We start from the raw sequence: 12717 nt of genomic DNA on the forward strand, positions 1-12717 counted from the left end.
TCACCCTCAAACGCCCGCCGGGTTGGCAACATCCTGACCGAGATCCTTCAGATCCTGATACCGGTCGCCGATGCGGTGATGAGGCCTGCCGCCGACTGAAGCACCGAGCGCCACGACGATCTCGTCGGCAGCCGGAGCATCGGGAACGGAGGTCTGGATAGTCAGGTAGTGCGAACGGCGGCCTTCATCGTTCTTGTCCATTAAGGGGATCATGATCGGCGCATTGCCGGGACCACGCGTATTGCAGAAGGCGAGATAGGACTTGGCACCCACAGCCTGACGATAGTGATTGCCGAAACGCAACGTGTGAATGAGCGCGGAGGCATGTTCGATCTCACCATCCAGCCCGACGACGGCCGCCTTGCCATAGGCCTCCACCGCTTCGCCGGAACCCACGGCATCAAGGATCATCTTCGTCAGGAGTTCGCCCAGCACCGGCGCACCGGCGTGGATTTCCGGTTTGAGATCATCCACGAAGCCTTTTCCAGCCCAGGGATTTTTCACGACCGCGATGGCGGTGAACAGCTTCAAAGGTGTCGCTGCGGCCTTGCCTCCTTCAATCAACGTTGTTTCGACCTGCAACAGGGTCTTACGGATCTGGATGGGCATAGGCGTTCTCTCCGATAAATATGATGTCTTATGGTATGCCATAATATGCAGGTGTCAAGTGGCGGAAGTCTGCGGCTTGAAGTTGTGAAAAATAACAATTCTTACAGGAGGTTATGGCTCAAGGCCCTTCCATGCGGCCGTCAAAGGCAAGTTCGTAAAGGCGCGTCATTTCCGCTGCCGTCGGAACCCGTGGGTTATTTGCCGGTGTGCCGGAGGCGAGGCCTTGCCGCACCATTTCCGGCAAAAGATCGAGATAGCGGGTTTTGTCGATACCGAATTCCTGCGGGGTCGGCACCTTCAACCGCCTGTTCAGGTCGATGAAAGCCTCCACCATCTTTGCGCCTGCAATCTGGTCACTGTCCGTCGAACTGGCGCAACCAAGTGCGCGGGCGGCGGCGGCATATTGCGGTAGAGCGGAATTCAACGAAAATTGTGTGACCAACGGCAGCACCATCGCATTCGACATGCCGTGCGGAACATGGAAAAAGGCACCGACCGGCCGGCTGAGGCCGTGGATCAACGCTGTGGATGTGTTGGAAACGGCAAGACCCGCATGCGTCGCCCCGAGCATCATCGCTTCGCGTGCTTCCCGGTTTTGCGGGTCGTTCGCGACTTTTTCGAGATTTGCCCCGATCAGTTTCAGCGCGGACAGCGCCAACGCCTCGGAATGGGCATTACCGTTGCGGTTGACCAGCGCTTCCAGCGCATGGGTCAGCGCATCTATGCCGGTATCGACCGTGACGCGGTAAGGGCAGGTCAGCGTCAGCTCGTAATCGATGATGGCCGCAACGGGCAAAGCGGCAGTGCCGAGGATGAGCATTTTTTCGCTGGCAGCCGTATCCGTCACGACGGCGGCGCGTGTTACTTCCGATCCGGTTCCTGCGGTTGTGGGTATGGCAATTACCGGCATGACGGCAAAATCCACGATCCTTGGAACTTTCAGCGCCCGCAGCTCTTCGCCACTGGTTGCAACGATGGCGCCTGCTTTCGCCGTATCCATGGCGCTACCGCCGCCGAGTGCGACGAGACCATCATGACCGCCCCCGGAAACGCGTTTCACCAGTGTGGCGATGGATATATCCGTTGGATCTTCTACGACATCCGCAAAAATGGCGGCATCGATACCCTCACCGCCAAGCGCCTGCAAAAGCGCATCCGCATGGCCGAGTTTCTGCATGACTGGATCGCAGACGAGTAGAGGGCGCTTCACCCCCAGAGATTTCAACAGTGACGGCAATCGGAAACGGCTGCCACCGCCGATGAGCATTTCGCGAGGCATCAGGACACGGTTTATCATTGCGGTTCTCCGCCACTATCATTCTGCGTTGTTCGGAACGGCCTAAGGCACACGATCTGAAGCGGGATTTCGCCATCCCGCTCCGGTCACCGTGGCGTCAATGCGCCAGGATTTTCGACAGGAACGAGCGTGCGCGATCCGTCTTCGGATTGGTGAAGAAGCTGTCACCCTCGCCGATCTCGACGATCTCGCCGCCATCCATGAAGACGATGCGGTCAGCCACCTTGCGGGCAAACCCCATTTCATGCGTCACCACCATCATCGTCATGCCTTCCTGCGCAAGCGAGACCATGACGTCGAGCACCTCGTTGATCATTTCCGGATCAAGCGCCGATGTAGGCTCGTCAAAAAGCATGGCGACCGGATCCATCGCCAGCGCGCGGGCGATTGCGACGCGCTGCTGCTGACCGCCGGAAAGTTGACCGGGATATTTCTTCGCATGCGCGGTAAGCCCCACCCGCTCCAGAAGGGCGTTGGCTTTGACCAGCGCCTCCGCAGGGGAGCGGCCGAGAACCTTCTCCTGCCCGATGCACAGATTTTCGAGGATCGTCATATGCGGGAAGAGTTCGAAATGCTGGAACACCATGCCCACTTTGGAGCGCAGCTTAGGCATATCGGTCTTGGGGTTGGTCACCTCAACCCCGTTGACGGTGATGATGCCGTTGCCGATCGTCTCCAGCGCATTGACGCATTTGATCAGCGTCGACTTGCCCGAACCGGACGGCCCGCAGATCACGACGACTTCGCCCTTGGCGACATTCAGGCTGCAATTGGTCAGAACCTGAAAGGTCGGACCGTACCATTTGTTGACGGATTGAAGTTCGATCATGCTGGTTGCTTGAGACATCGGACTTCTCCCTAGTGTACGTCAGCCGACATTGGGCCGTAGGCCTTGCCGAATCGTTTCTCGATACGGCGCTGGATGAGTTCCCAGGCGGTCGTCATGGCGAGGTAATAAAGGGCCGCAACCATGAAGAGCTCCAGAACGAGGAACTTTTCCTGGATAAGAACCTGCGTGCGGCGCAGCAGCTCCTCCATGGAAATGATGGAGGCGATCGACGTTGTCTTCAGCACGCCATTGACGGAATTGCCAAGCGGCGGAATGATGATGCGGAAGGCCTGCGGCGCAACTATGTAGCGCATCACCTGCGCCTCGGTCATGCCGATGGCGCGCGCCGCATTGATTTGGCCTTTGGGAACCGCGGCGATACCTGCCCGGACGATCTCCGACAGATAAGCGGCCTCGCAAAGCGACAGGCCGATCAGGGTGGACTGCAGAACCGTCAGCTTGATGCCGAGCTGCGGCAGGCCGGTATAGATGATGATGAGCTGCACCAGCAGCGGCGTGCCGCGAAATATCCAGGTGTAGAAATAGGCCGGTCCGGAGAGGAACCGGTATTTCGACATGCGCATCACCGCAATGACGAAGCCCAGCGCAAGACCCGCCGTCATGGCAAAAACCGTGAGGCCGAGCGTCACCATCGCCCCCTCGAAAAGATAATAATTCGTCAGGTATTCGAAGAAACCTTCCCAGTTCCAACCCTTCACGTCTTTCTCCAATTCATGCGGGAATGGTCGCGGCGAGAACTCTCCCGCCGCGCTGACAGTTCAGATGGAGGAGATTTCAGCCTTCCGGACCAAGAACGGCGAGGTCGCCGGGCGCGATGCTCACGCCATAACCACCCATCAGCTTTTCAAGCGAACCATCGGCCTTCATTTCCTTGAGAGCAGCAGAGACGGCACTGGCGACGTCCTTGCTTCCAAAGGAAAGCGAACCGGGCGTAGGGTACATGCCGGAAAGTGCATGCGTGAACTCGCCGCGATCCTGGTATTGCTTGGCGACAGGATCGATGGAGACCGCGGCCTGAACCTGACCTGCCCGCAGCGCCTGATAGACGGTCGCGTAATTGTCGAACAGGTTTATGGTCATCGGCGCAAGACCGCGTTTCTTGAAGTCCTCGTTCAATTCCTTGATCTTGCGCTCGGCATAGCCACCGATATCGGTGCTGACGGCCTTACCGGCCAGATCGTCCACCTTGGTGATGGGCTCGGATGCACCGACGGCCGTTGAAATGCTGATGGCGAGACTCTCATAGGGGATCATGAACAGGATCTTGCGCCGCTCCGCCGTCACGAACAGGCCGGCATTGATCATATCCCAGCGGCCGCCCTGCAGGCCCGGCACCATGGTGGCATATTCCGTGCTGATATATTCGGGCTTCAGGCAGAGGCGCTTGGCGATTTCATAACCCAACTCGATACGAAGGCCTTTGAGCACACCCTGTTGGTCGGCATAGGCCATGGGCGGCAATGTCGGGCTGGTCGCCATCACGAGATGGCCGGGCTTGATGAGGTGATCGTTGGATATTTTCGGCGTGCAGTCCTGTGCAACGGCCGCACCGGCAAGAAGACTGATGACAAAGCCCGCCAGAGAGGTTTTGGCGCGCACGGCTATGCATTTCCGGGAAATCGGATTCCAGTTCATATTAAGCTCCGCTCTTTATATTATTTATTATGGCATACCATCACACCAAACGGATTGCCCTGTCAATAAGCGGTCATTTGTTTTTCTAAATTATTGTAAAACAACCATAAAATCAAAAAACCGCAGAGCCTGCGGCCGCCAACTGGGCAACCGCAAGACAAGCAGAACGGAGCGCCAAAAACCGTCAGTCAGCCGTTTTTTGCGCGGTGAGAACGGCTTCGGCGATAGCGCATGCGCTGGTGACATGATCGAGAGCGGCTTTGTAAGCGGCGTCCCCGTCACCTTTCCGGATCGCATCGACGATCTTTTTCATCTGCGCCGGACCTTCGGTATCGCGGCTTTTCGTCTTAATCGTCATGGAGCGAAGATGGTTGATCCGCACCGTCAGCAAATTGACGACGCCCCAGGCGACATGCCGGTCGATCTTGCTGAACAGCGTATGATAAAAAGACGAGGTATGCGCGAGAACACCGGGCATATCCTTGGCAACGTAACTTTCGCGAATATGCTCGAGTGAAGCCTCAAGCGCCTCGACAATGGCGGGATCGCGACGTTCCGCACAAAGGCGCGCCGCCATTCCCTCCAGCGCACCGCGGATTTCGTAAATCTGCTTGGCCTCGGCGAGATCGAGCAGCGCAACCATCGGCCCCTTGTTCGGCAAATTCGCCACCAGCCCCTCGGACTCCAGATGCCGCAGGACTTCGCGCACGATGGTGCGGGAAACGCCCAGCTGGGCGCAGAGATCGCGCTCTACGAGGCGATCTCCCGGACGGAAGTAACCGTTCACGATGGCGTCGCGCACCTTGTCGAGCGCAAGCTCCCTCAGCGTCTTGGTCGGACGCTCAACGCGAATGGCAGTTCCCTGCAAAGCACCGGTCATGGTATCACCTCGTTTGGCACATCCCGCTTCCGCCCGCCGGGCGTGAAAACAGGTTCTGGCTCTTTATATTATGGCGTACCAACTTATTTAGCCGCGCACCATGTTTATGGCAACAGCGCGCGACCCGCTTGTCGCAATGCCGCGTCACCCCATCCGTTCCGATGCATAGCTGCCCGGGCTTGGCGGGAAGACCACGGTGCGGTTACCGTTGATGAAAGTACGGTGGTGGATATGGGCGTGGATGGCGCGTGCCAGAACCTGCGCCTCGACATCCCGGCCGAGCGAAACATAATCCTCCGCGCTCTGGGCATGGGTAATACGCACAATATCCTGCTCGATAATCGGACCTTCATCGAGATCGGCGGTGACATAGTGGGCCGTCGCACCGATCAGCTTCACGCCGCGCTGATAGGCCTGCTTGTAAGGGTTGGCGCCCTTGAAGGACGGCAGGAAAGAATGGTGGATGTTGATGATCTTCCCCGACATCGTCTCGCACATCCGGTCGGAAAGCACCTGCATATAACGCGCAAGCACGATCAGCTCGGTTCCGGTGCTTTCGGCAATATCCATGATCCGGGCTTCAGCCTGTGGCTTGTTTTCCTTCGTCACTGGAATGTGGTGGAAGGGAATATCATGATTGACCACCACTTTCTGGTAATCGAAATGGTTGGAGACGACGCCAACAATATCGATCGGCAAGGCCCCGATGCGCCAACGGTAAAGCAGATCGTTCAGGCAATGGCCGAAGCGCGACACCATCAGCAGGACCTTCATCCGCTCGGACTGGTCATGAAGCGCCACTTCCATGCCGAATTTCTGCGAGATCGGCATCAGTCCAGCCATCAAGTCGTCACGCTTTGCTCCCTCTTCGGAAATGAAGCCCACGCGCATGAAGAAACGGCCCGTACCGAGATCATCAAACTGCGAACTATCGACGATGTTGCAGCCTTTTTCAGCGAGAAAGCCTGAAAGGGCAGCGACGATACCTCGGGTGGACTTGCAGGTTACGGTCAGGACGAAGTTCGTCATCCGGCACTCTCTCTGTCATCGATACTGGAAAAACCCCGCGCTGTCTGACGAGCGCGGGGAAAAGCCGCGAGGGCGGCGGGGAAACCCGAACTCAAACGTCGAGCGTTGTCTGGTGCTCCCAGGCAGTGAATTGCGCGCAATAAGCGTTCCACTCGCCCTGCTTGAGCTTGAGATAGGCCTTTGAGAACTCCATGCCCAATGCCTGCTGCAGTTCCTCGTCCTTCTCGTATTCGCGCAGCGCATCGAGAAGATTGAGCGGCAGTTTCGGCGCATTCGTCACGGTATGACCTTCGCGATACATGTCTATATCGTGATGCGGACCGGGATCGGCCTGTGAGCGGACACCCGACAGACCGGCCGCAATGATGATGGCCTGGAGCAGATAGGGGTTCACGGCGCCATCCGGCAGACGCAGTTCGAAACGCCCCGGCCCTGGCACGCGAACCATGTGGGTGCGGTTGTTCCCGGTCCAGGTCACCGTGTTCGGCGCCCAGGTCGCGCCCGAGATGGTCCGCGGCGCGTTGATGCGCTTGTAGGAATTAACCGTCGGATTGGTGACGGCCGCAAGAGCGGAGGCATGTTTCATGATGCCGCCCAGAAACGTCTTGCCCTTTGCGGAGAGCCCGAAAGGCATTGCCTTGTCGGCAAAAGCGTTGACCTTGCCGTCCAGATCCCAGACCGAAATATGAGCGTGGCAGCCGTTGCCGGTCAGACCCTTGAAAGGCTTCGGCATGAATGTCGCGCGCAGCCCGTGCTTTTCGGCAACCGACTTGACCATGAACTTGAAGAAGGAATGTTTATCCGCCGTCTGGAGCGCATCGTCATATTCCCAGTTCATCTCGAACTGGCCGTTCGCGTCCTCATGGTCGTTCTGGTAGGGTTTCCAGCCCAACTCCAACATGTAGTCGCATATTTCCGCGATCACATCGTAACGACGCATCACTGCCTGCTGGTCGTAGCAGGGCTTTTCCGCCGTGTCGTACTCATCGGAGATTTTCGCGCCGTCCGGCGAAATGAGGAAAAATTCCGGTTCCACGCCGGTTTTGACCCGCAGCCCTTGCCCGGCCGCTTCCGCGATGAGCTTTTTCAAAACGACGCGCGGCGCCTGTTCCACAGGCTGGTCTTCCATGACGCAATCGGCAGCAACCCAGGCCACATCCTTTTTCCAGGGAAGCTGGATGACCGAGGAGGCGTCCGGCACTGCGAAGAGATCGGGATGGGCGGGCGTCAGATCGAACCATGTGGCGAAACCGGCAAATCCGGCGCCGCCCTTCTGCATATCGGCAATCGCTTCTGCAGGAACCAGCTTGGCGCGCTGGCCACCAAAGAGATCGGTATAACTGATCATGAAATATTTGATGCCTTTTTCGGCAGCAAACTTGGAGAGGTCCAGTGTCACGTCATTCCCCTTTTTTTGAATATCAGACACTTCATCGAAAAAGACGGCCACATCCTCCCAAATGCGCCCGTCCATTGTGTTTTTTAAAAGCTGCCTTTACCCGGGAACCAGTTTGTTCCCGCCAGCGGAACCTGCGCCATTGCCGCAGCCTCCATGGTTAGAGCCACCAGATCTTCCGGCTCCAGATTGTGGAGATGGTTTTTGCCGCAGGCGCGTGCGATGGTCTGGGCTTCGAGCGTCATGACCTTCAGATAGTTGGCGAGGCGGCGACCGGCGGCGATTGGATCAAGACGTGCGGCAAGTTCCGGGTCCTGCGTGGTGATGCCTGCGGGGTCTTTGCCCTCGTGCCAGTCATCATAAGCGCCGGCCGTGGTGCCTAGCTTCTGGTATTCATCTTCCCATTTCGGGTCGTTATCGCCCAGCGCCACCAGCGCCGCCGTTCCGATGGCAACCGCATCGGCACCAAGCGCCAGAGCCTTGGCGACATCCGCACCCGAGCGAATGCCACCGGACACGACCAATTGCACCTTGCGATGCATGCCGAGATCCTGAAGCGCCTGTACTGCGGGGCGAATACAGGCAAGCGTGGGCATGCCGACATTTTCGATGAAGACGTCCTGCGTGGCCGCCGTGCCGCCCTGCATGCCATCAAGCACCACCACATCGGCACCGGCCTTCACGGCAAGTGCGGTGTCGTAATAGGGGCGCGCACCACCAACCTTGATGTAGATCGGTTTTTCCCAATCGGTGATTTCGCGCAGTTCAAGGATCTTGATTTCCAGATCGTCCGGGCCGGTCCAATCAGGATGACGGCAGGCGGAACGTTGGTCGATGCCCTTCGGCAAATTGCGCATATTGGCGACGCGATCGGAAATCTTCTGGCCAAGCAGCATGCCGCCGCCGCCCGGTTTCGCGCCTTGGCCGACGACCACCTCGATGGCGTCCGCACGGCGCAAATCCTTGGGGTTCATGCCATAACGCGACGGCAGATACTGATAGACCAGCGTCTGGCTGTGGCCGCGTTCCTCATCCGTCATGCCGCCATCGCCCGTCGTGGTGGACGTGCCGGCAATGGTCGCGCCACGGCCGAGCGCTTCCTTGGCGTTGCCGGAAAGCGCGCCGAAGCTCATGCCGGCAATGGTGATCGGCGTTTTCAGCGTGATCGGCTTCTTGGCAAAGCGCGTGCCAAGGGTGACGGTCGTATCGCACTTCTCGCGATAACCTTCGAGCGGATAACGCGAGATGGACGCGCCGAGAAACAGCAGGTCGTCGAAATGCGGCACCTTGCGCTTCGTGCCTGCGCCGCGAATATCATAGATGCCGGTCGCAGCCGCACGGCGGATTTCCGCCAGCGTATGATCATCGAAAGTCGCGGACTTGCGCGGTGGGGTGAAGGGGTTGTGATAGCTCATCGGAAAATCCCTCGCCTCAATACGCGTCGGCGTTGTCGATGTTGAAATTGTAGAGCGTGCGGGCCGAACCGTAGCGTTTGAACTCGCTTGGGCTGACATCGGAGACGCCGGCTTTTTCAAGAAGCTCGGCAAGCTTTTCCAGATGTTCGGGCCGCATTTCCTTTTCGATGCAGTCGGCGCCGAGGCTTTTGACCGAGCCGCGCACGAAAAGCTTCGCTTCATAAAGGGAGTCACCCAACGCATCGCCCGCATCGCCGCAGACAACGAGGTGGCCCGACTGGCCCATGAAAGCGGACATGTGGCCGATATTGCCCTTCACGACGATATCGATGCCCTTCATGGAAATGCCGCAGCGGGAAGCGGCATTGCCCTTGATGACCAGCAGCCCGCCGCGACCGGTGGCACCTGCGTATTGCGAAGCGTCGCCCTCGATGACGACGGTGCCCGACATCATGTTTTCGGCAACGCCCGGCCCGGCCGAGCCGTAAACGGTGACGGTGCCGCCATCATTCATGCCGGCGCAATAATAACCGACCGAGCCGCGAACATCGACGATGACGGGGCTGTCTATGCCAACAGCGACGGCATGGTGGCCGCGCGGATTGACAACTTCGAATTCGGTGTCGTTTGTGCCCGAGGAAAGCCCATGGAGCGCGCTGTTGAGTTCACGCAAAGGCGTGTGGGAGAGATCGAAAACTGGCATGGATATGACTTTCGCAATATGCGCCGATGACGGTTTCACGCGGCCTTTTCATGGTCCCAGAAATAGACGGTCGCCGGCTCCGGCTCCCAGACGCGGGCATTTTCGATGCCGGGCAGATTGACCAGCGCGCGGTATTCAGAGCCGAAAGCGACATATTGATCGGTCTCGGCCATCACCGCCGGCTTGCAGGCGATGGGATCGCGCACCACGCCGAAACCGGATTTGGTGCCGACGACGAAGGTAAAGAACCCGTCGAGATCATCGAGCGCGCCGGTCAGCGCTTCGCCCAGATCCTTGCCCTTGGCCATTTCAGCCGTGAGATACGCGGCGGCCACTTCCGAGTCGTTCTGGGTTTCGAAGGTCATGCCCTCGCGTACCAGTTCCCGACGCAGATTATTGTGGTTGGAGAGCGAACCGTTATGCACCAGGCACTGGTCGGCACCGGTGGAGAAGGGGTGTGCGCCAAGCGTCGTCACAGCCGATTCCGTTGCCATGCGGGTGTGGCCGATGCCATGGCTGCCCGCCATGGAGCGCACGCCAAAACGGGCGACGACATCTTTCGGCAGGCCGGTTTCCTTGTAGATTTCCACGCTGTCGCCGGAGCCCATCACCCGCACATTCGGGCGGATGGCAGCCAGGACCGAGCGAATTTCCGTGAGCTTTGCCGATGGAATATCCAGGACCGCGTGGGTGCTTTTCACCGCAACCGAAGCTTCAACACCATTTTCCTTCAGCGCTTCGGCAAGGCCCGAAAAATCGGCGACGGGATCGGCTGACTGGATGGTCACTTTTGCCCGGCCATCGGCAGCGCTTCCATAGATCGCGATGCCGGCGGAATCCGGTCCCCGATCCGTCATGGTCACGAGCATGTCCGAAAGCAGCTCACCCAGCTGCGGTTCAAGGCTTTTGTCCTTCAGGAATAGTCCAACAATGCCGCACATCGACAGGCACCTCCATTCGTTTCTGAATGAAGAGCTAGCATATGGAATTCCATCTCGTCAACTATCAGGAATATTTTTTTCTTCTAAGGCAACTTTTCAATCATTTGTCAGCCGCCTTTGCGGATAGGAAATGATCGACAGATAGCGAGCGGGAAGCTTCACCAGTTCCTCCGGGCCGTGCGGCGCATCAGCATCAAAAAACAGGCTGTCACCCGCCTGCATGGTGAAAAGCTGCTCGCCGTGGCGATAAACCACCTCTCCCTCCAGCATGTATAGGAACTCCATGCCCTCATGCTGGAAGGTCGGAAATACATCCGAGTCCGTCGTCAGCGTGATGAGATAGGGCTCGACGGTGACGCCGCTGGTGTTGTTGTCGATATGGCCAAGCAGGCTGTACTGATGGCCGGCGCGGGTGCCTCTACGCTCGATGTTCACCCCTTGGCCCGCCTTGACGAAGGTGGCGCTGCGCGGCTCCTCGAAGCCACGGAAGAACGCCGTGATCGGCACGCCAAGCGCCTTTGAAAGCGTCTGCAGCGTGGTGAGGGACGGCGAAATATTACCGTTTTCGATCTTTGAGAGCATTCCCACCGATACACCGGTGGCCGATGCGAGATCGGTGACCGTGATGCCCAGCTTCTTGCGATAGGCACGCACCTCATGGCCGATCGCCATTTCGAGATTATTGACCCTCGGCTCGCGAACCGCATGCGGGTCCTGCGACAAAAGCGCAGGCTCGGTCTTTGTGCTGTCCTTTGCCATGTGATCCTCCGGCATAACGTGTTTTCCCTTCTTTAAAGGAAAACTATTTTAATTCAGAGGAAATTTTTACATCGCAGCATCGGTAAAGCCTGCGGAAGGTCAGTACGTCACCCTGCCATCGGAGAGGTCAAAGACGGCACCAGTATAGAGGCATTTCAGTGGACTACGGACACGCGCTGTCCATCGTAGTCTTACGCAGATATTGAAGCTCACCTCTAACACGCCGCCAAGCGGTGCCAAGAATTACCCGGCACCGCTGGATTTCGAAAGGCCCTTCGACCAGTCAATGGCAAGAACCGTTCCTGCGGAGTTCAGGCTTCGACCAGCTCGCGAACATCATCAACGAGAAAATGCACGATCACATAGCGCGTCGTGTATTTCTGACCGCTATCGGACACGCTCTCGACGCTGCCGCCGTCGGAGGGATGCCATTTCTGATAGTGAGGATTGTTGGCGATCAGCGTAATCGCCTTGCCCGAAAACCTGCCGGTCAGCCGATAGCGAGCCTCTGCAAGATGCCAAATCTTTTCAAAATCCTGCTGGCTGATGCGGGCTTTCAAAGCCTTCTTGGATATCGTTTCTTCGGGCGAACTGTCGTCGTGTGCCCCCGATGGAATATGCAGGTCAACCTCTTCCGCGCCGTCCAGCAGAAAGGCAAATTCGTCTGGCCACATCCGTCTCACGTATCGCTCCTCCCAAAGCTTATCGTCCTACAACACAATTATGATAGCGCCTCTGCCGTAAGAGGCAATGGCGGATATCAACGAGCACTTGCCGGCATCCCAATTTTTCGGGAGCGTGGCCATGTGGGCCTCCAACAGGTGCTGAAGATCGCGGGTGGGACGCAACGAAATGGAAGCCAACGGCTATCTCAACCAGTCTGCCTCCGCTGGCGCAAAGCGGCACCGGCTTCGCTAGCGGACTGCAGCATCAAAGCGACCAACGAATGAATCAGGCTATCTCGGAAAAATCTTACGGCTCAGCGTAAATTATGGCGGAGAGGGTGGGATTCGAACCCACGATACCCTTGCAGGTATGCCGCATTTCGAGTGCGGTGCATTCGACCACTCTGCCACCTCTCCGCATGCGCGAACGCTTGCGTTGCGCGCTCCTCATAAACATCAATGGCGGGACTGACAAGGGAAATTTCGTGTTTGTGTCACAAATTATTCGTCCCGGACAAGGCTGTATAAATGCTTCGGC

At 58.0% G+C, this 12717-nt stretch carries 13 protein-coding genes and 1 tRNA gene; all 14 read right to left on the bottom strand.

Features of this window, described 5'->3' with window-relative positions:
* Positions 1–6 precede the first annotated feature (6 nt).
* Entirely contained in the window at positions 7–609 is a 603-nt protein-coding gene (locus tag ACQZ6D_RS12415; protein WP_003511499.1) for an amino acid synthesis family protein, read from the bottom strand.
* Between the two features lie 118 nt (positions 610–727).
* Entirely contained in the window at positions 728–1906 is a 1179-nt protein-coding gene (locus ACQZ6D_RS12420) for an iron-containing alcohol dehydrogenase (RefSeq protein WP_038494319.1), read from the bottom strand.
* A 97-nt stretch (positions 1907–2003) separates the two neighbouring features.
* Positions 2004–2735 carry an amino acid ABC transporter ATP-binding protein gene (locus tag ACQZ6D_RS12425; protein WP_025595347.1) on the bottom strand — a complete coding sequence of 244 codons (732 nt, stop codon included), beginning with the start codon at positions 2733–2735 and terminating at the stop codon, positions 2004–2006.
* Positions 2736–2764: 29 nt separating this feature from the next.
* Positions 2765–3454 (bottom strand): amino acid ABC transporter permease, encoded by a 690-nt coding sequence (locus tag ACQZ6D_RS12430; protein ID WP_003511502.1) that lies wholly within the window; start codon positions 3452–3454, stop codon positions 2765–2767.
* A 76-nt stretch (positions 3455–3530) separates the two neighbouring features.
* Complete coding sequence (locus tag ACQZ6D_RS12435; RefSeq protein WP_013761897.1) at positions 3531–4391, bottom strand: transporter substrate-binding domain-containing protein; 861 nt, start codon at positions 4389–4391, stop codon at positions 3531–3533.
* A gap of 184 nt (positions 4392–4575) precedes the next feature.
* Positions 4576–5271 (bottom strand): GntR family transcriptional regulator, encoded by a 696-nt coding sequence (locus ACQZ6D_RS12440; protein ID WP_003511504.1) that lies wholly within the window; start codon positions 5269–5271, stop codon positions 4576–4578.
* 144 nt (positions 5272–5415) lie between these two features.
* The gene (purU, locus tag ACQZ6D_RS12445) at positions 5416–6300 is read right to left on the bottom strand and encodes a formyltetrahydrofolate deformylase (protein WP_003511505.1); all 885 of its coding nucleotides are present in this window, start codon (positions 6298–6300) and stop codon (positions 5416–5418) included.
* A gap of 91 nt (positions 6301–6391) precedes the next feature.
* The gene (glnT, locus tag ACQZ6D_RS12450; protein WP_003511506.1) at positions 6392–7699 is read right to left on the bottom strand and encodes a type III glutamate--ammonia ligase; all 1308 of its coding nucleotides are present in this window, start codon (positions 7697–7699) and stop codon (positions 6392–6394) included.
* Between the two features lie 83 nt (positions 7700–7782).
* Positions 7783–9111 (bottom strand): FMN-binding glutamate synthase family protein, encoded by a 1329-nt coding sequence (locus ACQZ6D_RS12455; RefSeq protein WP_003511507.1) that lies wholly within the window; start codon positions 9109–9111, stop codon positions 7783–7785.
* A 16-nt stretch (positions 9112–9127) separates the two neighbouring features.
* Entirely contained in the window at positions 9128–9814 is a 687-nt protein-coding gene (locus ACQZ6D_RS12460; RefSeq protein ID WP_035200614.1) for a GltB/FmdC/FwdC-like GXGXG domain-containing protein, read from the bottom strand.
* Between the two features lie 35 nt (positions 9815–9849).
* Positions 9850–10755 (bottom strand): class II glutamine amidotransferase, encoded by a 906-nt coding sequence (locus tag ACQZ6D_RS12465; protein WP_019564960.1) that lies wholly within the window; start codon positions 10753–10755, stop codon positions 9850–9852.
* A gap of 96 nt (positions 10756–10851) precedes the next feature.
* Positions 10852–11529 carry a helix-turn-helix domain-containing protein gene (locus ACQZ6D_RS12470; protein WP_019564961.1) on the bottom strand — a complete coding sequence of 226 codons (678 nt, stop codon included), beginning with the start codon at positions 11527–11529 and terminating at the stop codon, positions 10852–10854.
* Between the two features lie 296 nt (positions 11530–11825).
* On the bottom strand, positions 11826–12188 hold the full coding sequence (locus tag ACQZ6D_RS12475; protein ID WP_003511512.1) for a hypothetical protein: 363 nt from the start codon (positions 12186–12188) through the stop codon (positions 11826–11828).
* 318 nt (positions 12189–12506) lie between these two features.
* Positions 12507–12596: transfer RNA gene (locus ACQZ6D_RS12480), tRNA-Ser, on the bottom strand.
* Positions 12597–12717 lie beyond the last annotated feature (121 nt).

The organism is Agrobacterium sp. 22-3639C2 (assembly GCF_053522105.1).

Bases quoted from the DNA above. Each gene is read 5' to 3' on its own strand.
- ACQZ6D_RS12455 (WP_003511507.1), bottom strand. From the start codon at position 9,111: ATGAGCTATCACAACCCCTTCACCCCACCGCGCAAGTCCGCGACTTTC.
- ACQZ6D_RS12435 (WP_013761897.1), bottom strand. From the start codon at position 4,391: ATGAACTGGAATCCGATTTCCCGGAAATGCATAGCCGTGCGCGCCAAA.
- ACQZ6D_RS12465 (WP_019564960.1), bottom strand. From the start codon at position 10,755: ATGTGCGGCATTGTTGGACTATTCCTGAAGGACAAAAGCCTTGAACCG.
- ACQZ6D_RS12420 (WP_038494319.1), bottom strand. From the start codon at position 1,906: ATGATAAACCGTGTCCTGATGCCTCGCGAAATGCTCATCGGCGGTGGC.
- ACQZ6D_RS12475 (WP_003511512.1), bottom strand. From the start codon at position 12,188: ATGTGGCCAGACGAATTTGCCTTTCTGCTGGACGGCGCGGAAGAGGTT.
- purU (WP_003511505.1), bottom strand. From the start codon at position 6,300: ATGACGAACTTCGTCCTGACCGTAACCTGCAAGTCCACCCGAGGTATC.
- ACQZ6D_RS12440 (WP_003511504.1), bottom strand. From the start codon at position 5,271: ATGACCGGTGCTTTGCAGGGAACTGCCATTCGCGTTGAGCGTCCGACC.
- ACQZ6D_RS12470 (WP_019564961.1), bottom strand. From the start codon at position 11,529: ATGCCGGAGGATCACATGGCAAAGGACAGCACAAAGACCGAGCCTGCG.
- ACQZ6D_RS12425 (WP_025595347.1), bottom strand. From the start codon at position 2,735: ATGATCGAACTTCAATCCGTCAACAAATGGTACGGTCCGACCTTTCAG.
- ACQZ6D_RS12460 (WP_035200614.1), bottom strand. From the start codon at position 9,814: ATGCCAGTTTTCGATCTCTCCCACACGCCTTTGCGTGAACTCAACAGC.
- ACQZ6D_RS12415 (WP_003511499.1), bottom strand. From the start codon at position 609: ATGCCCATCCAGATCCGTAAGACCCTGTTGCAGGTCGAAACAACGTTG.